Origin of the sequence: Paenibacillus hebaui, from assembly GCF_051934385.1 — a bacterium.
Lineage (GTDB): Bacteria > Bacillota > Bacilli > Paenibacillales > Paenibacillaceae > Paenibacillus.
In genome coordinates this window covers 3,138,767-3,161,493 of sequence record NZ_CP196836.1, presented here as the reverse complement: position 1 = coordinate 3,161,493, position 22,727 = coordinate 3,138,767, and the positions used below count along the sequence as shown (strand labels likewise).

Annotated in this window: 15 protein-coding genes; 6 read left to right on the top strand and 9 right to left on the bottom strand. The window is 45.1% G+C overall.

Annotated features, from left to right (window positions below):
- Positions 1 to 171: 171 nt before the first annotated feature.
- Positions 172 to 1,077 carry an ABC transporter permease gene (locus ACR32F_RS13980; protein ID WP_440119266.1) on the bottom strand — a complete coding sequence of 302 codons (906 nt, stop codon included), beginning with the start codon at positions 1,075 to 1,077 and terminating at the stop codon, positions 172 to 174.
- 328 nt (positions 1,078 to 1,405) lie between these two features.
- On the opposite strand from ACR32F_RS13980, the gene ACR32F_RS13975 reads away from it, so the two are divergent.
- Positions 1,406 to 2,071, top strand: coding sequence for a potassium channel family protein (locus ACR32F_RS13975; protein ID WP_440119265.1), 666 nt, complete (start codon positions 1,406 to 1,408; stop codon positions 2,069 to 2,071).
- Positions 2,055 to 3,452: a TrkH family potassium uptake protein gene (locus ACR32F_RS13970; RefSeq protein ID WP_440119264.1), complete on the top strand. Its 1,398-nt coding sequence runs from the start codon at positions 2,055 to 2,057 to the stop codon at positions 3,450 to 3,452. The genes ACR32F_RS13975 and ACR32F_RS13970 overlap by 17 nt, the downstream gene beginning before the upstream one ends.
- A 126-nt stretch (positions 3,453 to 3,578) precedes the next feature.
- On the opposite strand, the gene ACR32F_RS13965 is transcribed toward ACR32F_RS13970, so the two are convergent.
- Positions 3,579 to 7,358: an alpha-L-arabinofuranosidase C-terminal domain-containing protein gene (locus ACR32F_RS13965; RefSeq protein WP_440119263.1), complete on the bottom strand. Its 3,780-nt coding sequence runs from the start codon at positions 7,356 to 7,358 to the stop codon at positions 3,579 to 3,581.
- Between the two features lie 391 nt (positions 7,359 to 7,749).
- Between ACR32F_RS13965 and ACR32F_RS13960 the strand changes: the two genes are divergently transcribed.
- On the top strand, positions 7,750 to 10,164 hold the full coding sequence (locus ACR32F_RS13960; protein WP_440119262.1) for a family 43 glycosylhydrolase: 2,415 nt from the start codon (positions 7,750 to 7,752) through the stop codon (positions 10,162 to 10,164).
- A gap of 105 nt (positions 10,165 to 10,269) precedes the next feature.
- On the opposite strand, the gene ACR32F_RS13955 is transcribed toward ACR32F_RS13960, so the two are convergent.
- Positions 10,270 to 10,824: a helix-turn-helix domain-containing protein gene (locus ACR32F_RS13955; protein ID WP_440119261.1), complete on the bottom strand. Its 555-nt coding sequence runs from the start codon at positions 10,822 to 10,824 to the stop codon at positions 10,270 to 10,272.
- A gap of 136 nt (positions 10,825 to 10,960) precedes the next feature.
- Between ACR32F_RS13955 and ACR32F_RS13950 the strand changes: the two genes are divergently transcribed.
- Complete coding sequence (locus ACR32F_RS13950) at positions 10,961 to 11,542, top strand: LysE family transporter (protein WP_440119260.1); 582 nt, start codon at positions 10,961 to 10,963, stop codon at positions 11,540 to 11,542.
- A gap of 55 nt (positions 11,543 to 11,597) precedes the next feature.
- On the opposite strand, the gene ACR32F_RS13945 is transcribed toward ACR32F_RS13950, so the two are convergent.
- The gene (locus tag ACR32F_RS13945; RefSeq protein ID WP_440119259.1) at positions 11,598 to 12,575 is read right to left on the bottom strand and encodes an MBL fold metallo-hydrolase; all 978 of its coding nucleotides are present in this window, start codon (positions 12,573 to 12,575) and stop codon (positions 11,598 to 11,600) included.
- 236 nt (positions 12,576 to 12,811) lie between these two features.
- Here ACR32F_RS13945 and ACR32F_RS13940 point away from each other — a divergent pair, with 236 nt between their 5' ends.
- Entirely contained in the window at positions 12,812 to 13,792 is a 981-nt protein-coding gene (locus ACR32F_RS13940; RefSeq protein ID WP_440119258.1) for an alpha/beta fold hydrolase, read from the top strand.
- A 253-nt stretch (positions 13,793 to 14,045) separates the two neighbouring features.
- Here the strand turns inward: ACR32F_RS13940 and ACR32F_RS13935 are convergent, their stop codons facing one another.
- The 5 genes from ACR32F_RS13935 to ACR32F_RS13915 form a co-directional block, all read right to left on the bottom strand.
- Positions 14,046 to 15,527, bottom strand: a complete 1,482-nt coding sequence (locus ACR32F_RS13935; protein WP_440119846.1) for a DHA2 family efflux MFS transporter permease subunit — start codon at positions 15,525 to 15,527, stop codon at positions 14,046 to 14,048.
- Between the two features lie 76 nt (positions 15,528 to 15,603).
- On the bottom strand, positions 15,604 to 16,191 hold the full coding sequence (locus tag ACR32F_RS13930) for a TetR/AcrR family transcriptional regulator (RefSeq protein WP_440119257.1): 588 nt from the start codon (positions 16,189 to 16,191) through the stop codon (positions 15,604 to 15,606).
- A 226-nt stretch (positions 16,192 to 16,417) separates the two neighbouring features.
- Positions 16,418 to 19,651, bottom strand: coding sequence for a bifunctional cytochrome P450/NADPH--P450 reductase (locus ACR32F_RS13925; RefSeq protein ID WP_440119844.1), 3,234 nt, complete (start codon positions 19,649 to 19,651; stop codon positions 16,418 to 16,420).
- On the bottom strand, positions 19,644 to 20,225 hold the full coding sequence (locus ACR32F_RS13920; protein ID WP_440119256.1) for a TetR/AcrR family transcriptional regulator: 582 nt from the start codon (positions 20,223 to 20,225) through the stop codon (positions 19,644 to 19,646). Before ACR32F_RS13920 ends, ACR32F_RS13925 begins: the two co-directional genes overlap by 8 nt.
- Positions 20,226 to 20,459: 234 nt before the next feature.
- Complete coding sequence (locus tag ACR32F_RS13915) at positions 20,460 to 21,383, bottom strand: NAD(P)/FAD-dependent oxidoreductase (RefSeq protein WP_440119255.1); 924 nt, start codon at positions 21,381 to 21,383, stop codon at positions 20,460 to 20,462.
- 410 nt (positions 21,384 to 21,793) lie between these two features.
- On the opposite strand from ACR32F_RS13915, the gene cyoE reads away from it, so the two are divergent.
- Positions 21,794 to 22,669, top strand: coding sequence for a heme o synthase (gene cyoE / locus ACR32F_RS13910; RefSeq protein ID WP_440119843.1), 876 nt, complete (start codon positions 21,794 to 21,796; stop codon positions 22,667 to 22,669).
- Positions 22,670 to 22,727: the final 58 nt, after the last annotated feature.

Below are 22,727 nucleotides of genomic sequence, written 5' to 3'. Positions count from 1 at the left end.
ATCATCAGCATCGAAGTTGGAATTCAGCCGAAATAAGCGAATGCTTACGAAGTATGTTTCCTTCGGAAACATTGTAGTTGCTCACGTAGTTTTCCCTACGCTCCGCTACTCCATTTCTAGCTTCATTCCATCTTCTCGGTACTGAAAAACAGACTTTTTGAACACGCACTTTTAGAATATCCGATAATTGGCTAGCCGATAGGCCAAGAAATAACCGAGTCCGATGAAGATAAACGAAACGACGGATTTAATCAGACCCAATGCAGTTGATACAGAGTACTGTGCATCCTGCAAACCGATCCGATAGATCATCGTATCCAGAATATCGCCAGATTCATAGACCAACGGATTGTAGAGGTTGAACACTTGGTCAAAACCACCGTTAAGTACATTTCCAAGACTCAGTGTAACCATTAAAATCACGATAGGACGAATCCCCGGCAGCGTGATATGCCATGTCTGCTTCCATCTTCCCGCTCCATCCATGACCGATGCCTCATACAGAGATTTATCAATGTTGGTTAGTGCTGCCAAATAAATAATTGTTCCAAATCCGAATTCTTTCCATTGGTCTGTAATGACAAGTATGTAAGGAAACCACTCGTTGCTGGCCAGAAATTGAATGGGGTCAATACCCACTGCTTTCAGCAGCATATTTACAATCCCGGCACTCGGGGACAGTACATCCACGATAATGCCAGCCAAGATGACCCATGAAAAGAAATGCGGCATATAAATAACCGTCTGGATCGTCCGTTTAAAGCCTGTTTTGCGAACCTCGTTCAGCAATAGGGCCACAAATACCGGAATGACAAGGCCGGACACAATTTTCATTCCGGATATAAACACCGTATTCCATACGACCTGTGAGAAGCCAGGCAGATCAAAGAGATACCTGAAATTGTCCAAGCCTATCCAATTCATGTTTTTGAATCCGGCAATGGGAGAAAAATTCTGAAAAGCAATGGAGAGTCCCGCCATCGGAATGTAACCGAATACAATAATGATGAGCAGTCCCGGCAGAATCATGAGATGAAGCGGAACGTTTCGTATAAATTGTCTGTAGTTGGAACGCATAAGCTGTCTCCTCCTTCAAATTCATTATAGGAGCAGGCAGATAACTGCAATAGTGTGGGCTATTTACTTTGGGTATCTTTTGTTGACCAACTAGGGAGAGAACCGCAGTACAACTCGAAAAAGGCTCGAACCGGTTGCAATGCTATTCATAAGCCGTTAGAATGTATTCTTTTGAGATATGTATAGATAGAACGATGTTTGGCAAGATTTCATGGCGGGTGTGATCATTGAGAATATGAAACCTCACAATCTTGTGTGCGTAATGTAATATTTACCAATACTATTTGGCAAGTACCCATTATTTATTTGATAACAGAAGAGGGATATCATGAAAAAACAGTTTATGGTGTTTGGTCTTGGACGATTCGGTTCAAGTCTGACACACACGCTTATTAACAACGGACATGAAGTGCTCGCGGTAGACAAGAATGAGAATCTGGTGCAGGAAATTTCATCGATAGCCACCCATGCTGTACAGGCCGATTGTACCGACAAATCCGTCCTCAGGGAGCTTGGAGCAAGCAACTTCTCCCACGCTATTGTTGCCATCGGCGAAGATCTGCAGGCGAGTATACTGACAACTCTGTTATTAAAGGAACTTAATGTTCCCAAGATAACAGCCAAGGCCAAAAATGATAACCATGGTAGTGTACTTAGCAAGATCGGTGCCGATCAGATCGTCTACCCGGAACGGGATATGGCCACAAGGCTTGGAAATCAGCTTAGCTCAGACAATATCATTGATTCCATCGAATTGTCTCCAGACTACAATCTGGTTGAGATCAAAGCTCCCGAGAGCATGAATCAAAAAACACTGCTAGAACTCAACGTTCGCGCAAAATACGGCTGCACCGTTATTGCCATCAAAACAGGAAATAACCTGAATATTTCTCCAATGGCAGAAGACACAGTCCATTCGGGAGATATGCTCTTGTTAATCGGAAGCAATGAAGATATTCGAAATCTGGAGAGTGACTATGAACAAAAAAAATAAACGAACACCGAGAACTTCAGCTCTACATAACATCGAATCGATTGTAAACAAGCTGAAAAACAATATGAGCCCTCCCCAACTCATCATGATTATCTTTTTCGCTCTCATCTGGGTCGGAGCCATGTTGCTTGCACTGCCCGTATCTTCCAGCACCGGGATATCGATCGGTCTACTTGATGCCCTGTTTACAGCCACTTCTGCGATATGTGTAAATGGGCTGATTGTACTGGATACAGGAAGTGTCTTCTCCACATTCGGACAAGTCATTATCATGATATTGATTCAGGTTGGCGGATTGGGGTTTATGACTCTCGGTGTAATGGTTGCCATTATTCTCGGAAAACGGATTGGATTGAAACAACGGCTCATTATTCAACAAGCCACCAATACCTCTTCCGCTCAAGGTCTCGTTAGACTTTCGATGTATATTGTACTGATAGCCTTTGCTTTTGAGGCTTTGGCTACACTGATTCTGACTTTGCGGTGGCATGGTGAACTGGGATGGGGACAGGCTCTCTATTATGCGATATTCCACTCCGTGTCTGCATTCAACAATGCGGGTTTCTCCTTATGGTCTGACAGCCTTTCCCCTTTTGTTGGCGACCCGATAGTCAATCTCACCGTCATTATGCTCTTTATCATTGGCGGATTGGGCTACATTGTGGTTGTCGATCTTTTTCGCAAGAGATCATGGAGAAAGCTATCCCTGCATTCCAAAATTGTATTAATCGGCAGCTCTTCTCTATACTTGTTTGGATTCATCACCATCTTTTTGCTCGAAAATTGGAATCCGGCTACATTTGCTAATTTATCTTCCGGTGAGCGTGTATGGGCTGCCCTCTTTCAGGGGACTGCCCCTCGAAGCTCCGGATTTAATACGATTGACGTAGGCAGCATGCTTGCAACATCCCAGTTTTTTATTATTATTCTGATGTTCATTGGAGCTTCTTCCGGCGGGACCGGTGGAGGCATCAAAATTAATACCTTTGTCGTGCTTGTACTGGCGACCATTCAAACTTTCCGGGGCGGTGGGCAAATTCATGCTTTTGAGCGTAAAATAGCAGAAGAAACCGTCATGCGTGCACTTGCTGTAGTTCTTAGTTCTCTTGCGTTTGTGCTGGGAATTGCTATACTGCTGTCCATCACCGAAGGTATTCTGGAGAATCATTTCCTGGATGTCCTGTTCGAAGCCACTTCTGCTTTCAGCACCACGGGGCTATCGATGGGCCTGACAAGTGAGCTGAGTGTTGCCGGCAAAATGATCGTCATCTTTACGATGTTTGCAGGTCGATTGGGACCACTAACACTGGCTTTTGCATTAGCCCAGAAGAAACGCACATCCAAAATCGGTTATGCCGAAGATCATGTTCTCATTGGTTAAACAAGTGCTCTGTTAACTCCAAGCTGGAAACCTGATGGATATGACTCTTGATCAATGTACAATCCAAAATGCCCCCTTATCGCAGACATCGTAACGTCTGCTGTAAGAGGGCATTTTAATCATTCGTTAAGACAGACAATCCATGATGAGCACATTCACCGAATGCGCCGGTAGCTGAAGAACAACCGATTCACCATCCAGTTCAATCTCCTGTTCCTGTGGCACCACTTTCTCATCATTCTTCTGATTCACATTCGGTACATGTACCAATGTCTCGTCTCCGGTGAGCGTGATCAGTCTCGCTGAAGAAGCGACCATCAGATCCTGAAGACAAATGCGGGTGGGTTTATCCATACCATCTGCGTTCACCAGCTTCACATACACATGCTGCTTATCTCTCGTTACGGAATGGAATACGTCCCGGTTGTACGCTTCCAGCTTGTAATCCAGAATGTTGCTGATGGTGTGACCATCGGTATAGGAGCAGATCAGATTCTTCCCTGTATTGCCACCATAATTCACGGTAATGGTATAATCCGTATCGTTCTCCAGCGGTTCATAGTTGGCTGCTCGGAGATTGCCCGCCGCTGAACTGGAAGAATAATCACCAAGGGTGTAGCCTTCTACACCTTGTTTGAATACTTTGACTCCCGTTGCATGGCCGTCATATCCGATCGCATATTCAATGACGTCTTTTTTCTCAGGTGAAATATCCGTCAGTCCCACACCGATGTAGAAACCTTCCTCACCCGTCATCCGATGTGCCTCAACTTCCACTTTGTAATTCGTCCATTCATCATTCAGAAGATATAGCCCATTCAAGCCGCTCGATTGTGCTTTTAAAAGCAGACCTTTTCCGGCCTCCAGCGTATATCCTTCCGAGCCAGGAATAAGCTTCCACGCCTCATTCAATTCTGTTTGCTCCCTGAAATCTTCTGCAAACAGCACGCTGCCATCCCGATTCGATGTAACTGTGATACGTTTTACCACAATGTCAGCTTGACCTGTTGCAATTTCGATCCCGCCACGGGGAATAAGTTCCATGGGTTGACCCTTACTGTACGTTGAAAATGAAGTGCCCAGAACCTGATCCCCCACATATTTGGCAAAAAGCTGCTGTACATAGTAATTCGGTGTAAACCACACCGTCTCATCATCAAACCAGATGCAGTCTGGTGTCCAGCGGTAGGTACCGTCCGTCAATACTTTGTTAAACAGTGGCGCGTAAGCAGCCAGGCGGACAACATCTGCATTATTTTCAAACCCAGTCATGACCGCAGCTTCGGCGACGGCTCCTGCCAGTGTATTTTTGTCCGTGGACGCATATTCTCCGACAAATACCTTGGATGTCTCTTTCCAATCGATACTTCCGTCTTCGTGATAAGCCCGCTCATAGTAGTTATAACGATCAGCGTTGTTCAACAGATATTCATTGGAGCGATAATAGTGCTCATCTGCAATGGTGTCCATATAGTTGTCCTGGTTCTCATACCAGGTTACCGTCTCCTCGATCACTTCTTTGCCATCTGCAAAAGCCACTTGAGCTGATCCAGTGAGATTTCCGCTCAGGAACTTCCATCCCTCTTGATACGCATCATCATCCGCCTGGGCACCGACGGTCGAAATGATATGCAACTCGTGATCAGGATAGTTACGCTTCATATAGTCATCAATCGATGTTTTGAATACTTCAAAGTTGGCAAAAAATTCAGTTCCCCAGTTCTCATTGCCTACGCCGAGATAACGCAAGTCGAACGGCTCAGGATGCCCCATACTGTTCCGCATGGCAGCCCATTCATTATGTTCAATATCCGTGCTGAGCGCAAAGTCGATCAGGTCTGTAAAGTTTTGGATATAGTAATCTCGCAAAGCACCACCCGCCGGGTGAGCGTAATCCGAACGTGCCTGACACAGAACACCACAAGCCATAACCGGAACCGGAGCGGCATTCAAATCTTCTGCCAATTGAAAGTACTCCATATAACCGAGCCCCATGGTCATCATGTAACCCCAGACGTTATAGTTCTCTTTGCGCAGTTCAACCGCACCCACCGAGTCCTTCCAGTCATATACGTTATCCCAAATAAATGAACCTTCCGAAATACATCCTCCAGGGAAACGCAGAAACTTCGGATGCAGATCAACAAGGGCCTGAATCAGATCTTTTCGGAGTCGATAGTTCGGATTGCCCGTGTAGTTGGCATGTGCTGATGCGGATAATCCCTGTTCTTCCGGATTGGCTCCCCATACATCCTGCGGGATCAAGGAAACCATATCGATGGAAATCTCCCCTTCAAAGGTAAGTGCCAATTGCCCCAGAGCGGTATCTGTTCCGGTCAGAATTAATTTCGTTTTCTCGATATGATCTTGGGAATGAGCGAATCCGTACTTCTTCCATGTGTTACCGCCTTCAACATGCAGCGTTATCGAATCACTGATTGAATTGCCGCTGCCATCCTGCAACTGAACCATAATCGACCCAGCTGTTACTGCCTTTGCCCAGATCGTAAAATCATAGGCCTCACCCTTCTTGATGGACATGGCACAATGCTGGTTGGAGTCCGAGAAGCCGCGATTTCGAATCGTTGCACCATCCTGAACCGTCACATAATAGGCATTCACTTCAGGGTCTTTCACGTTAAAATGTACGTTTAATCCATCCGTATGCTGAACGATCATTTTCCCCGTATCCCCTGACCAGGCAAACAAAGGTTCACGATTCCGCCCTGTCGAACACCCACATTCCCCGGAATCATGCGAGTACGTATCGAATGCAAAGGATTCGAACGAGCGGTTCTGAACGAGCTCCGCATAGATTCCCCCATCTGCTGCATTGTTGATGTCCTCATAGAATAGTCCGTACATCACTTCACTAATATCCGCCACCTTTTGATCCCCATGAATTGTAACGGTATATGGCGGAAGGTGCGCTGGCACAACAGATACGTCAAAACCTTTGTTCAGCGTACTTCCGCCCTTGGTCAAAATTGCATTTAAACGAATCTCATGAGCTGAGCTCAGCGCTGCTTGAACTTCTCCATTCTCTGACAGAATTTCTGGCTGACTTGAATTCCATTGAACGTGCACCTTGCCGCCCAGCAAATGTACAGGCAGTGACACGTCTTTGGTAATAATGCGGGCTGGAGCAGACAAATATTTATCTCCGGCAAGCTTCACAATCTCTTCGTCGGTCAGTGACTCACACATCACTTCAATCACATCATCCATGGACAGAGCCGCCTGATAGATCCGAAAATCGGACAGGGAGCCTGCAAAATCCACATCTGCTGCGTACTGAGACCGTCCAATATAATTTCGGCTATAACTTGCAGGGTCCGTGAACGAATCAAACCATTTGCGCAGTTTGGCATAATTGCCACTGGAGGTCTGACTAATGGAGCCATCCGCTACCTTCTCCCCATTCACATATATAACCGGACCCGCGCTGCTGCGCGTGCCGCCTTGACTGCCCGCCACGGACATGGCAATATGCATCCATTCCCCACTGGCAAATCCGCGACCCGGGTCTACGACCAGATCATCTCCCGCATATAACGTACCACGCAGCTGGCGTGTCAAAAACAAATATGGGCCCTTCTCGCCTTTACCGAAGTCAAAAACTCGCTCCCACACATTCGAACCTTTGCCGAGATTCACCCAGCTTGCAACAGTTACTCCAGTGTGATCGCTTACATCTCGAAGTAAGTCCGAGGGTAGCTGCAGATAGGATGTTCCATTTGCGCCTCCGGTAAAAGTCACCGCCCATCGGCCGTTCACTTCGGAAATGTGGGGTAGTGTCTCACCTGCGGCTTCTCCATTGTGTCCGTTCCCTGAGCTATCCTTACCGATCTCGGCTGCATCTTCAAACTTGTAATGTGCGATCAATGGATTGTGTAATGTGGTCATGTTGGGTTTGTTCCTCCTATGTAGAATATTTTTCATGGTATTTCTTTCGTTTGATTCGTATAAATATAAATCAATTAATAAATACATAAACATATTATCTAATCGTAATAGTATCTTATTTTGAGCAAATATTTCAATCCTTAAATTACAGAACCCAACTATTATGTAGATTTTCGCATATCAATAAACCGCTCCCTTCCTTCTGTTCCATCTACATTGATGAAGTGTATAACATATTTATAGTTTACAACCATATAAACTGATTGATAATATAATAAATGAAAGCGCTTGATATTTTAGATCACCAAAAGGAGGGCTGTTCGACCATCTCACACTTGCTGCAATGTATAAGATTATTTTTTCATATCAGGTATTGGGAAAGGGGAAACGTATGAAACGTTATTGGGTAAGCGCAATTAACATTTCTTTACTGAGCACTGTATTACTTACGGCAACAGCTTTGGCACCCATCTCCGTATTGGCGGACAGTTCGGGAACATCCGTATCCAACCCGCATATTTCCACATCCATTGACAACCCAGCTCCGGCATTCAGGAATGTCTCCGTACATGACCCTTCCGTTATTAAGGTCGGTGATACCTTTTACATTTTCGGTTCACATCTGCAAGTGGCAAAGTCCAAAGATTTGATGAATTGGGATTTGGTTGCATCGGGTGTTACGGATGACAATCCTGTAGTGCCCAATGTAACCAAGGAATTCGCTGAAGCGCTGGAGTGGGCGCAGACAGATACGTTATGGGCGGCAGATGTCATTCAATTGGCGGACGGCAAATTTTATATGTATTACAATGCGTGCAAAGGGGACTCTCCTCGCTCTGCGTTGGGCGTTGCTGTCGCAGACAACATCGAAGGGCCCTATAAGGATCAGGGCATTCTGCTAAAATCCGGCATGTGGGATCAGACTAGTGAGGATGGCACCATTTATGACGCAACCAAACATCCCAATGTGGTTGATCCTGATGTATTTTTTGATAAAGACGGCAAGCTTTGGATGGTATACGGTTCCTATTCCGGGGGCATTTTCATTCTCGAGATGGATGAGACAACGGGAAAACCACTGCCTGACCAAGGTTATGGCAAAAAGCTGACCGGAGGCAACCATAGCCGGATTGAAGCACCTTATATGCTTTATAGTCCCGAAACCGATTACTATTATCTATACTTATCCTACGGCGGACTCGGTGCTGACGGGGGATATAACATCCGGGTAGCCCGCTCCAAAACGCCGGATGGTCCTTTCCTTGATGCTGAAGGAAACGATATGACCAACGTCAAGGCAGACAAGGATAAACCCTTGTTTGATGATCGCTCGATTGAGCCTTTTGGCGTCAAATTGTTGGGGAACTTCCTGTTTCAAAGACAGATTGGTGACCCGGGTACAGGTCTGGGAACCGGCTATGTATCACCAGGACATAACTCCGCTTATGTTGATGCCGAAACGGGAAAACAATTTCTAATCTTCCATTCCCGCTTTCCGGGGCGTGGTGAAGAGCACGAAGTCCGCGTACATGAGATGCATATGAACTCAGAAGGGTGGCCTGTCGTTTCTCCCTATCGTTATGCGGCATTAGAAGAGGATACTGCACAACTGACAACTCAGGATATTGCGGGTCAATACAATTGGGTGAATCACGGGAAAGAGATCACGGCAGAGATCAAGCAATCGCAAACAGTTCAGTTCACAACAGATGGGAAAATCAGTGGTGCCGTGACTGGAACATGGAGCCTTGAAGCTGACAATCAGGTTCAAATCACATCGAATAACGTTGTATATCAAGGGGTTTTCACGCATGAATGGAATGCGGAATCTCAAAGTACGGTTCTGACCTTCAGCGCTCTATCCTCCTCCGGGATAGCCATCTGGGGAAGTCAGATGACCACATTAAAGGATCAGGATATTGTTAATGCGGTGAAAAAGGATCTGAGCATCGGCGACACGGGTAATGTATTCTTCAACCTGTCCCTCCCGACGAAGGGAACACGCGACGCAGAGATTACGTGGAAATCTTCCAATGCCGCTGCTCTCTCCGCTACCGGGGTAGTGAATCGGCCACGAGCTGGCAAGGGAGATGCCAAAGTGGCATTAACGGCAACGATTCGTAAAGGGAATGCGATAAGCTCCAAAACGTTTAACGTGATCATACCGCAGCAAGCGGTAAGTCCACTGCTTGGTGAGTACACTTTTGAACACAAGAAACTTGCAAAAATCGCACAGGATTACAGTAAAAACGGATATCACGGACAAGCCTTTAACGTGGTCAGTTCTACTGCTGGTGGCAAAAATCAGGCTGCCACATTTAATGGAACAGACAGTTACATTCAGTTGCCTGGACTCGTTACGGATACAACGGACTTCACGTTTAGCGCCTGGGTCAATTGGGATGGCGGCAGTTCCTGGCAGCGTATTTTCGACTTTGGAAATGGCTTGACCAGACATATGTTCCTCACTCCCTCCCAGCATAACGGGGCATTGCAATTCACCATTCATAATGAGGGTAAGGATCAAAGCCTGATTGCCACAGAGCCAATGCCTTCTAAAAAGTGGGTTCATGTAGCTGTTACGCTCCAAGGAGATACAGGCACTTTATATGTGAATGGACAATCCGTAGCAAGCAGCAGCGAGATCACGTTTAATCCGAAGGATCTGCAAGTGACGGAAGCTTATTTGGGTAAAAGCCGGTATGCGGCTGATCCCTTCTATAAAGGCTCTATGGATAACGTAAAAGTGTATGATAAAGCACTAACAGCCAAGGAGATCCAGCGTCAGGCCAACGAGAAGCCTTAAGCCTTAAATCAGAGTCGTACCGCACGCGGTGGGCTCGCTAGTAGCGCAAGTGCCAATACAGCAGCCGATTTCACAGGCTGCTGTATTGGATTTTCATTCCACTTTTCACCTCGAATAATGAATGACCATACTTAACTTACTCGCCGTAGCTCCGGGGTTAAAATAGACATGAGGCTTATCCGCCCCAAAGCGGATTGACTCCCCTTGATTCACCGTATATTCTTCCTTCCCTACCCTAATCGTAACTTCCCCTTCAAAGACCGTAATAAATTCCTCCGTACCTTCGATATGCGGTTCAGCATTCAATTCAGACTTTGGGTCCATCTCCATGATATATATTTCAAAACGACGTCCCTCTTCAAAAGGAAAATGCGGATAAATCCGAACCCTTCCCGCCTCCTCCATTAATGCTTGAATATCATCACTGGTCACCACTGTGGTATCCGACTTCGGCTCGTGAATCAAAGCGGTAAAGGAAATCTTCAGACCGTTCGCAATCTTCCATACGGTTGCAATCGATGGATTGGATTCCCCCCGTTCAATCTGACCAAGCATCGTCTTGCTAATGCCGGACATTTCCGCAACCTTGTCCAGACTAAGCTTTCTTTGTTCCCGAAGCTGCTTCAAATTCTGGGCAAGAATAACATTAATATTTTTCAATTTACAATCACCTCTGAATAAAAAGATTATAGTATTGTGCTTTATAGCGTACATAATGTACAATTATAAAGATCGTACGTTATAACGTACATTCTGACTAATCATAACATACAACAGAGCCGGAATGGGAGGACTTATGGACATCATACCTTTATTGACTTATGCAATCGTTGCTTCATTCACACCGGGTCCCAACAACATCATCGCCATGACCCATGCAAGAAACGAGGGATTCAAAAAAATCCTTCCGTTTATTGCCGGCGTTGCAGCCGGTTGCCTGCTTATTATGTTTCTGTCCAGTTATTTCAACCTTATTTTGCATCAATATATCCCGAGGATTAGACCTGCCCTGAACCTGTTGGGCTGTGTGTATATGATCTATCTGGCGATCCAAATCATGCGAAGTTCACCTGCCAATGGTGAAGAACCCAAGGTCAATCGCTACTCATTTCTCTTTGGATTCACCCTGCAATTTATCAATCCAAAAGTCATTCTGTATGGTCTTACGGCTATCTCGGTGTTTGTGATGCCTTTCGGGCAGTCAAATGGTCAACTGATTGTATTATCGTTGCTGCTCACCTTCGTCGGTATTAGTGCCAATATGACCTGGGGATTATGCGGTATGTTATTTCAGAACTTTTTATTGAAATATGAACGTCCTTTTAATATAGTGATGGGTGTTCTGTTAATCTACAGTGCCCTATCGATCCTGATGTAAAAAACAAAAATAAAAGCGTTCGCTCATTGGATGAGCTGAACGCTTTTATTTTTATCTATCTCAGGTCTGATCTCCACCACGGATGTCTCGGGTAATCCTCCGTATGCAGAACAACCTTCTCTCCGATTCTTGGTGTTGCAATGTTGACATTCAAGGTATGTGCAGCCTTGGTGATCCGTTCAACCGGTTCGTTCCAGGCATGATAGGCCAGCGTAAATGCTGCCCAATGAACCGGGATGAGCAGCTTGCCCCCTACGTCCAAATGCGCTTGTACCGTTTCTTCCGGCATCATGTGAATGTTGGACCAACGCTCGTCATATTGCCCACATTCCATCAAGGTCAGGTCAAATGGCCCGTACTTTTTACCAATTTCCTTGAAATGAGGACCGTACCCGCTATCGCCACTAAAGAACACCTTCGTATGTTGTCCAGCAATGACCCATGAACACCATAAGGTAGAATTGCGGTCAAACAAACCCCTGCCTGAGAAATGTCGCGCTGGCGTACAAACGAATATTAGACCCTTGAAGGATAACTCCTCCCACCAGTTATGCTCGGTAATCTGTTCCGATGGCACACCCAGTTGAATCAGGCGCCGACGTACGCCAAGCGGTACGATAAATCGCTTTGTTTTATCCTTCAATCTACGTATGGAGTTATAGTCCAGATGATCATAATGGTCATGCGATATCATGATTGCATCAAGAGTTGGGAAATCCTCTGGTTGAATCGGTAGATTGGTGCTGTAACGTTTGGTACCCACCCAGGATACGGGGGATGGACGGTTGCCCAGCATCGGATCAAAGAGCAGTCTGTGTCCCTCGATTTCAAGCAAAAAAGCTGAATGACCGAACCAAGTGACCTGTGGATTATCGGATACATTTATCAATTCAGCAGGTTCGCATTTCTCCATGGGCATGTTGCCCAATGGCCTCCGCTCTACATTACGTTGCATGGAATCTCTCAACATACTGATCAGGGATTTGAAGCTCATACTAGCGGATGTCGGAATCTGATTCTCGTATTTTGCCATTATTCATACCTTCTGTTCTCTATAATTGAGTGATTAATTCTTGAATAAAATTAGGAGCAATATAGCCTTTATCTTAATTCATTGTTCGTTTAGAATCAATTCGCCTTCGGTTATCTGAATGTAATATTCAATATAATTGGGTGGATCAATAATTAAGGTGGAATTAAGACTCTGTTTTCTCTCCAATAAGGTTGGGCATATATAATAGAGAAAATACAACAGAGAGTATGTGAGAGATGATGAAAAAATGGCGCAGAAGATTACTTAAAACGTTTATATTCGGGGCGGCGGCTATTCTTCTCCTCCTGGGCACAGGTGTGATCTACCAACAAGTGAATACCCGGCAGGATGCAAAAACATTTACCCCTCCTGGCAAGCTGTACAATGTACATGGTGAAAATATGCATTTATATACCGGGGGAAAAGGTGATGCAACCGTTGTACTTGCAGCGGGATGGGGAACCGCCGACCCTTATGTCGATTATTATCCGTTGTATGAGAAACTTGCTCCATACACGAAGTTTGCAGTTTATGATCGTTTTGGGTACGGTTATAGCGATATGACAGATAAGAAACGGGATGTCGATACCGTAGCAGATGAATTGCACGAGTTATTACAGGTTTCTGGACAAAAGCCTCCCTACGTGTTGGTTGCCCATTCACTGGGTTCACTCGAAACGCTCCGTTTTGCGCAAAAATATCCTGATGAAGTTCAAGGTATTGTCATGATCGATGGTGGAAGTCCGGAACATTATGCGAATGACGATGGCCAGTTGGCTGATGTGATCGGCGGTTTTGCGAATCAATTCCGAATTCAAACAGGACTTTTCCGCTTATCAATGCAAGCTGATGCTGTTATAGAAACCTCCAATGCCAATCGAAACGGCCTGAAGCTTGTACCAGATGAACTGAAGGAAATAGATACAACGGCTCTATTGCTTCACTATGGGAATGCCAATACCGTGGATGAATTGCGCGAAATAGCAACCAATGCAAAGGTTGTCGTCGACAACAAAAAGCCCCTCCCGTTCCCACTTACCATACTGACGGCGGATTACTTCGGAGCCAGTGAGCCTATATGGGATAAAACGCAAGCTGAATTTACGTCCTGGTCGGAACAATCCAAACATGTAACCGTTAAGGATACCGAGCATTATATTCATCAATATCACCCGGATCTGGTAGCCGATGAGATACTCGCCTTAGTTAAACAGTAGATTTCTAATGCTCGGCGGAGATTCGGCTGAACAAATCATAGTTAAGATCCAAACCCAAACGATCATACACATCGTTTGGGTTTTGTCTTTTATTACGTCATTATTAACTTCGGAGCGTTGAGTCTGAACTATTCCAGGGAATAGATCTAACTGTGCTCTACAGGATAAAACCCGTTTCACGCCAAGACACCAAAAAAACGATGTGCTCTCGTTTCAGTGAGAGCACATCGTTCTTCATTTTACCTATATTAAATTAATGCATGGAACCTTGTTTTTCCTGCTGTGCGCCAACCTTAACTCTTTTCAAAAACAGTGAAGTGATCAGACCAATCACAGCAAGAACCAGTGCGAAAATAAATGCACCTTGTACACCGGATGTGAAACCTGCTAACTGATTCTCTGGACTCTCTGGGTTCGTCACACCGCTCAAGAAGCGAGTCTGTCCTGCACTCAGAATACTTACCGCAACCGCTGTACCAATAGCTCCAGATACCTGCTGCAACGTATTCATAATCGCCGTTCCGTGAGGATAAAATGCAGGAGGCAGTTGATTCAAACCGTTGGTTTGTGCAGGCATCATGATCATTGAAATCCCGATCATCATGAACACATGCAGTGTAATAATCTTGCCCAGGGTCGTTGTCGGAGTGATTCCTGTGTACATGAAGAGTGAAACAGTCACAATAGTAAGACCAATAATTACAAGCCACTTCGGACCGAATTTGTCAAACAATCGTCCCATCACCGGAGACAAAAATCCATTGAGCAGGCTGCCCGGCAGCAAAACCAAGCCAGCAGTCAACGCCGTAACCTTCATCCCTTGTTGCAGATACATCGGCAGGATCAGCATAGAAGACAACAACATCATCATACAGAGGAAGATCAGGATCAAGCCAATCGTAAACATTGGATATCTGAACGCCCGCAGATCCATCATCGGTTGTTTCATTCTCAACTGACGGATGCTGAATAACAGCAAGGACAAGACACCAATAACCAAGGTAGCAACAACGATTGGACTTGTCCAGCCTCCGCCAGTTTCTCCATGTCCACCTGCACTACTGAATCCGTATACGATCCCACCAAATCCAAGGGTGGAAAGGATAATGGACAGGACATCAATTTTGGGCTTGGTCAATTTTGAAATATTGGGTAAAAACAATAGACCGCATACCAATGAAATAATGAAGAACGGCAAGGAAGTCCAGAAGATCCAGTGCCAGCTCAGATTAGCAAGAATCAAACCGGAAATACTCGGACCACTTGCTGGCGCGAACATGATAACCAGACCGATCAGTCCCATGGCAGCACCACGTTTTTCAATCGGGAAAATAACCAATATCGTGTTAAACATCAGTGGCAATAACAGAGCCGTACCTACAGCTTGTAATACCCGTGCCACCAACAGAATTTCAAAGCTCGGTGCAATCGCAGCAACAAACGTTCCTGCAATCGAGAAAATCAAAGAAGTGGTGAACAACTGTCTTGTCGTAAACCATTGTAACAACATACCGGAAACCGGCACCAAAATACCCAAAACAAGCAAATACCCTGTCGTTAACCATTGAATGGTTGTGGGTCCAACCTCCAGCAAGCCCATAAGTGGCGTCAAAGCCACATTCAATGCTGTTTCACCGAACAATCCAATAAAACCGCTCAGCAGCATTGCAAATAAAATCGGAAATACCTTATACTGTTTTATTTCTTGCTGATCCTGTACAGAATCAGTCTTCATGGAAACATCCACGATCCCATCCTCCTCAAACTAATCAAACTGTTTCTCTCTCTTGATACAACCTATTGTGGTATAACTATTGATAATGTCTTGCATTCTTCGCCACAACTGACAAATAATCAGCAGCCGTCAGCAGAGGCTGTTTATCCTGATTCGTCAGGCTGATAATCAGTGCTCCCTCCATCAAGGAGATGACCAGAAGCGATGTCTCACGCGCCTTCCCTTCATCAATACCATCCAGAATCAGATGTTTGGTAATGATTTGCTGCCAATCTGCAAATACACCCTGACAGGCGACCCGCAACTGTTGGCTGATACAGGATGTCTCCACGGCTGCCCAGAAGCTGAATGGCAGGAATCCGGTAAAACCAGCTGCCTCCGTTTCATGAGCCATATCGTATATGAATCGCTGAATGCCGTCTGCCGTATTGTCATGAGCTGCAAATGTATCCTCAAACTTGTGCAGGATATGTTCATTGGCTTTTTGTATACACTCATGCGCGAGCTCTTCCTTGCCATGTGGGAAATAATGATATAACGAGCCTTTTGGCGTACTACTCTCCTTAATGATCTGATTCAGACCGGTCGCATGATATCCTTGTGAAAAAAATAGTCTGGCTGCTGTGCTGACAATTAACTCTCTAGCATTAGACTTTTCACTCAACAAAGCCACTTCCTTCAAATAATTATAACAATCGGTCTATATAATTAAAACCGTTCAGAAAAGCACTGTCAATCATTTTATTAGAGGAATTTTGATGTAAACGCCACCAATATAGGAGTAACAAAAATCCAAACCAAAGCAGCAGCCGATTTGGATGTGAAACTCCAGATCGAACGGCTGCTTTTGGATGAGTAGCATTATTCCATTATGAATTGATTAATAGTCCTCAATGCATGACTTTAGCCGATTCAACCGTTCGCTTGCCTGCCCATACATCCTGTACGTAGCGCCCCTCAGCCTGAAGCTGAATGATCCAGTCTTTCGCTTGCTTGATCGTTGCTCCATGCGCCTGCTGATACGCTTGCTGCAAAGTCTCTTCCACCGCAGGAGCCATCTGACTTCCATCCCCGCATACATAGATTCTTCCTTTGTTAGCAAGCATGTGAAGCAGCTGTTTGGAATGCTCTTTCATCAGATGCTGCACATACATTTTGGGCTTGCCCTCAGCACGAGAAAAAGCAGTGTGAAGCTTAACCATTCCTTCTTGTTCGTATTGTTCAAGCTCTTGACGATATATGAAATCCGAATCATTCCTGCACCCAAAGAACAAATGCGCTTCACTAAGTGGCAAACCTCTCTGTTTCATGGCAGCTCTTGCCTGGAGGAAACCTCTGAACGGTGCAACTCCCGTCCCGGGTCCTACCATGATCATGGGAACATCAGCCTCTTCCGAAAAGTGAAATCCGGATTCAGGCGTGCTTATAAACATCAGAATACGTTCTCCCGATGAACAACCGGCCAGGTACGATGAAGCAACACCCAGATATTCGCCTTTGCCACTCCATGCAGGCTCTCTCACAACAGATACCGTTATACTCGCCTGCTCGGAATTCAGGCTTGGAGAGCTGGAGATTGAATAATATCTGGGCTTGAGTGGAGGCAATAGTTCAAGGAACCTTTCGAATGGCAGTTCACACGCCTCATACTTTTCTAACAGTTCCAACATGGTGATTCTATTTGTAAGAATATGATCCCTGTAGCTGTTTTCTTCCAACATGCCCTCCAGTTCACGCTTGTGAGGTGGGCATACCGTATGATTAGCTAACGCCTGCAATTGCGTTCTTGTAACAGGCGCCTGTAATTCAACACAGTAACTGAGCAACTCATGTACCTTGACGGGACGGTTCAGAGGAAGGTGCGTAAGATGTGTCACGTTCGAAGTTAATTGGATTTGAACGTCTCCGCTTAGTCCGAATCGACTTAGTATCCGATCCACGTTCTCCACCTGATTTCTAGGCAATACGCCGAGATGATCCCCTTCTTTGTAACTCACGCCTTCAGGCAGTAACACCTCGATGTGACGTGTGCTTCTCCCACTTTCCGACGCCTGAAGCTCTTTATTCATCACAACCGTGGCATAGTTGGCATCATAGGTTCGTGCAAGCGGCATATCCACTTTCTCGTGGACAAACTTCATTTGAAGTGTGCTTGGTATCATTGGCTTGACCGCTTCCTCACGGAGCCCCAAAGCATTCAACACTTGAGGCCATAACATACGCTGCCACTCCTCGACCTGCTTCTCCATATCGCCTCCGGCATCGGCTTCACCACGGGATAACAGTCTTTTCCCTCCCAAAGTCGCAAGCTTCTCATCCATAAATCGAGGAATGCTCTGATACGTCCCGGACCAACTCCGATCTCCGCAGCCCAGAACGGCATAGGTCACATCCCGTACTTCCTCTAACTCTGCTCCCTCTAACCAATCTACAAATGCAGTAGCATTTTGCGGTGGTTTACCGTTATACGAAGCTGTGATAATAAGAACGACACCCTGTTGGGGTAATCGGCCAATCCGCTCATTCAGAGATGCTGCTTCACTTTGGATTCCATACGAACGGGCTTTCTCCACAATCTCTCTGGCAATGCCTTCTGCCGTTCCCAAGTTGGAACCATATAACACCAGGAGCGATGGGTTAGCCTCTCCTTCAACGGCCAGGGCCTCTCTCATATGGCTGAAGCTTTCTATGTTTTTATCAACAACAGGATTGGATTTCTCTTCTGTATATACAGTAGCCTTGTTGATCGTTTGCGAAACCGCGCGCGCTTTCACCTGTATTCGGAAGTCTCCCGGCTTCAACGTTAACGTCTGTTTCACATCCAGCTCATAGTTGCTATAATCGATCAGCTCAAAATGTTTAAGGACCATGCCAAGCACAAGGGTAGCTTCATATAAAGCAAACTGCATGCCGATACATGCTCTCTCCCCATTGCCAAAAGGTTTATAAGCGTGATGAGGCACTTTCGTTGTATCTTCAAATCGCTCCGGACGGAAAAGTTCCGCATCCTCTCCCCAGGCCTCTTTATCACGGTGAAGCTGAGGCAAAAGAATACTGCAACTCTCCCCTTTTTTCAAGGGATATTTACCACCTATGATGGTGTCTTCTTTGGCAGAAACGTCAAATCCCGGAGCGGTTGGCCACAGACGGAGCGATTCACTGAGGATCATGCGAATATAAGGAAGCTGAAGAATCTCCTCGTACTGTGGTGAGTCACTGACCATGATCTGATCTACCTCGTTATACGCCTTTTGAAGCGATTCCGGATTTTTCAGTAAAAAATACAGGGCAAAAGATAACAAACCGCTCGTCGTTTCATGTCCGGCAATGAGAAAAGTAATAATCTGATAACGGATGTTCTCATCATCCAGCGTTTCTCCGGTTTCTGGATCTTTGCCATTCAGCATACGTGCGAGCAAGTCCACCTCTCCAGGTTCTGAACTCGCTTTACGTTCCTCAATAATCTGGTCTACCAGAGAGAACATCGTCTGAATATCCTCTTGGAACTGTCGTTTGGTTCTGACCATCAGCAGATTTTGAATTTTCAAACGCGAGCTCTTTTGCATGGCTTCATTCAATGCCCGAACCATACTTTCAATAAAAGGACTGTGATCCTGTCTGTAAAAGCTGTTAAATCGATAATTGAATCCACAAAGTCCAATGGTATCCAACGTAAGGCGTGTCATATCGTCCGCAACATCAATCGTATCGTTGGAATTGAGACGTGACCACTTGTTGATCAATTGCTCGGCAATATCGACCATCATGGGATGATATCCTTTCATGGCCTGCTTGCTGAAGGTGGGAAGCAGAATGTTATGGGCCTTTTTCCAATTCGGCTCCGATGTTCTGCTCGTAAATAAACCATCGCCTCCAAAGGCACGTACGCTTTCGAGTTCATTGTATACAAATTTGTCAAAACGGGACACATCACATAACTCAGCGACAAGGTCTGGTCCAGATACGATTAAACCGGAATAACCGGGAGCGGTAAGGCGATATATGGGCCCATGCTGTTCGGCAAGTACTCCGAGGGAAAGCGTTGGCTTCTCTTTATCAATCAGGGGCAGATTTCCAAGTGGTCCATACGTTCTCGGCTGTGGAATGGCTGTTGCATCACTCATCATGAGCACCTCTCCTCTGTACGCCAAGGAATAAGGTATCCATCAGCAGTTTGGCGGCTGAATGTCTGGCGACATACCCTCGTTGAACCTGTTGCCATGTATGAAAAAGTAAGGAATACAACACGCCGAAAATCCAGTCACTACTCAGATCCTGCCTGAATTTACCTTGCTGTTGTAACAGCTGAATGGCATGTTTAATTGGCTCCAGTACTTTCTGCTCCGCTTTCACTAGTTCTTCATTGTCATTAAGAGCCGTTTCGTGAGAGAGAAAGTAGATCTTGTCACCAAGAGGAATTAACTCTTCAATTAACTGGGGAATATACGCCTCCACATGCTCCTCATCAAGTTGAATACGACTCATCGTTTCACTCACCACCGCAATTGCGCGAAATCCCAATTGTGACATCAGATGATCTCTGCTATCGATATAACGATGCAATGTGGCTATTCCAACTCCTGCTTCTTCGGCTATATCATTCAAGGAGGCTGTAGGTTTCACAACCAGAAGCTCTGTTGCAGCATCTAAAATGGCATGAAGCTTTGCTTGTTTAGTCGCTGTTCTGCTGTCAATCATAAGTGACCTCTCCTTTAAGCATTGTATTTATGATAGATTAAACTATCATTTGATATAATGATAAACCACATTGAATTGAAAATCAAATTTTCGCTCGTCTAATAATTTCCATTTGAGCTGTTTAATTTGAACTATTCAACGTTACGCTTGAGAAAATACACAAATAGGGAATTGCTTGTGCAATCCCCTACTTCATGAGCCAGTGGCTCTTTTTGATCTCTTTTTCTTTTGACTTTATTTAATGTTTACTTGCTTATCCCATGCTTCCAAATTTAATTCACTATTGATACTTACAGCGGTTAATGCTCCAAGAGATGCCGCAGTAATGGCCTGATACATCTCTGAAGCGGCATCTCCAGCACTGAACACGCCAGGCACAGTCGTTTTGCCGTAATCGTCTACCACAACTGTCCCCGCATCTGTCACCTCACAACCCATCTTCTGCGGAAGCTCCGATCCGGGACCCAGCTTTGGTCCAAAGAAAATCCCCGTGCACGGAATTTCTGTACCATCCTCCAACACAACCTGCTTCACCATCCCATTGCTCGATTCAATGGATCGAATTGGAGAGTCCAATACCGGAACATCATGCTGCTTCAATTCAATCCGTTGCTCATCCGTTAATTCATCAGGTCCATTTGTGCAAATGGTAAATTGGCTTGTCCAGCCAGAGATCGTTTTGGCCATATGTAACGCCTTGGCTCCATTAATAATAATGACCAACGTTTGATCCCTCAATTCCCATCCGTCGCAATAAGGGCAGACAAAAGCACTCTTGCCATATACCTCTGGCAACCCGTTTATATCCAGCGGGAGGTCTTTTTTTCCTACGGTGAACAAAACTTTTTTCGTACGATAGCCCTCTCCCTGCGCCGTTGTAACTTGAAAATCACCATCGGTTCCGGTCACAGAGGTCACGGTGTCCCCTACAAAATGAACCGATGGGTAAACGCTAATCTGTTCCTTCGCAACCTTTCGAAATTCACGTGGACTGGCACCGTCTCTCGTCAGAAAACCGTGTGTTTCACGCGTGACCCAATTACGTGGGCGCTCATCATCGATGACCACAACCTGCTTGCGAGCTCTGCCTAGTACAAGAGCTGCATTCAGACCCGCAGGTCCTCCACCTATAATCAATACATCCATCTGTTGTTCCATCTTTAACACCCTTTCCAGACACTTAATATCTTTTATTACTTCAAAAAAATAGGTCCATCCTTCTCATCTATCCACTTCTTCTAAACTATTAAAGACCTCTTATATCTACAATATACAAATAGAACTCATATTGCAAGAAAAATATTCTTTTCTTGTCATCATCACTCCTGATTAGATTCTATGACCTGTATCACATAAAATCATTTTTAACAATTGAAAAAAACCTTGTTTTTAAATTGTTCACAATCAAATGACATTATTTTAAATACTAAATCGTTAATTAATTCACATACTGTAATGAATGCTATAATGAAATCACGAGATATATAAGTATAGATATAGGAAGTGAGTTCTTGAAAACACTAAATAAAGGGTCACGGCCCGAAATCAGCCTGGAGTACACTAGCTCGATTCCGAAAGTTTTCTTCGATACGATCAAGATCGGAATTATCAAATCCAATTTGATTGCCATGTTTGCCGGGTTAAGTTTGGCTTTATACGTATTTGATGCATCATTTTTAGCTAATATTGTACCAATTATCCTTTCCTTCATTGGTTCTTCCCTGATCATCGGGGCGGCCGGGGTGTTTAACAATTTGTATGATCGGGATATCGATGCGATCATGGAACGCACGAAGAAGCGTCCAACCGTAACAGGACGGGTAGATACGAAGTCAGGCCTAATTCTCGGTATTGCAATAACGGTTATCGGGGGCATTATGCTGTACATCGCTTCCCCTTCAGCTGCCGTATTTGGTATTTTGGGACTGTTGCTCTACGTGTTCCCTTACACCATGTGGACCAAACGCACAACGATTTACAATACGGAAGTAGGAAGCCTTTCAGGCGCTGTACCCCCACTCATTGGTTGGGCAGCCATTTCCCCGGAGCTAGGTCATTTTGAGATCTGGGCACTGGTCGTTACGATGCTCTTGTGGCAAATGCCTCACTTCTATGGTATTGCCATTCGGAGATTCGATGAATACAAAGCTGCTGGCGTTCCTATGCTTCCTGTAGTTAAAGGAATTCGACGGACATATATACAAACCAATGTATATCTGGTGCTGTTACTGTTCTCCAGCTTTCTATTTTGGCCGATGAGTCCTTTTGTTGCCATTGTCGCATTTCTGGTTAGCTTGGCATGGCTCATTCTTAGTGTGGCTACTTTTGATCGAAAAGAAACCAAGAAGTGGTCACATCGTATGTTTATTTTCTCCATTAACCACATCACGATCATTTTCCTGGTCATCATTGCGTATTCTCTGATCTCACAAATGATTAAATAAAGGTTAACCGATTGTGTAATAATAAAAGCCGTACAGATTTAACTCTTTCGCAAAGAGT

Excerpts from the sequence above, each read along its gene's own strand:
- ACR32F_RS13980 (WP_440119266.1), bottom strand. The coding sequence starts at position 1,077 with ATGCGTTCCAACTACAGACAATTTATACGAAACGTTCCGCTTCATCTC.
- ACR32F_RS13975 (WP_440119265.1), top strand. The coding sequence starts at position 1,406 with ATGAAAAAACAGTTTATGGTGTTTGGTCTTGGACGATTCGGTTCAAGT.
- ACR32F_RS13970 (WP_440119264.1), top strand. The coding sequence starts at position 2,055 with ATGAACAAAAAAAATAAACGAACACCGAGAACTTCAGCTCTACATAAC.
- ACR32F_RS13965 (WP_440119263.1), bottom strand. The coding sequence starts at position 7,358 with ATGACCACATTACACAATCCATTGATCGCACATTACAAGTTTGAAGAT.
- ACR32F_RS13960 (WP_440119262.1), top strand. The coding sequence starts at position 7,750 with ATGAAACGTTATTGGGTAAGCGCAATTAACATTTCTTTACTGAGCACT.
- ACR32F_RS13950 (WP_440119260.1), top strand. The coding sequence starts at position 10,961 with ATGGACATCATACCTTTATTGACTTATGCAATCGTTGCTTCATTCACA.
- ACR32F_RS13945 (WP_440119259.1), bottom strand. The coding sequence starts at position 12,575 with ATGGCAAAATACGAGAATCAGATTCCGACATCCGCTAGTATGAGCTTC.
- ACR32F_RS13940 (WP_440119258.1), top strand. The coding sequence starts at position 12,812 with ATGATGAAAAAATGGCGCAGAAGATTACTTAAAACGTTTATATTCGGG.
- ACR32F_RS13935 (WP_440119846.1), bottom strand. The coding sequence starts at position 15,527 with ATGAAGACTGATTCTGTACAGGATCAGCAAGAAATAAAACAGTATAAG.
- ACR32F_RS13925 (WP_440119844.1), bottom strand. The coding sequence starts at position 19,651 with ATGAGTGATGCAACAGCCATTCCACAGCCGAGAACGTATGGACCACTT.
- ACR32F_RS13920 (WP_440119256.1), bottom strand. The coding sequence starts at position 20,225 with ATGATTGACAGCAGAACAGCGACTAAACAAGCAAAGCTTCATGCCATT.
- ACR32F_RS13915 (WP_440119255.1), bottom strand. The coding sequence starts at position 21,383 with ATGGAACAACAGATGGATGTATTGATTATAGGTGGAGGACCTGCGGGT.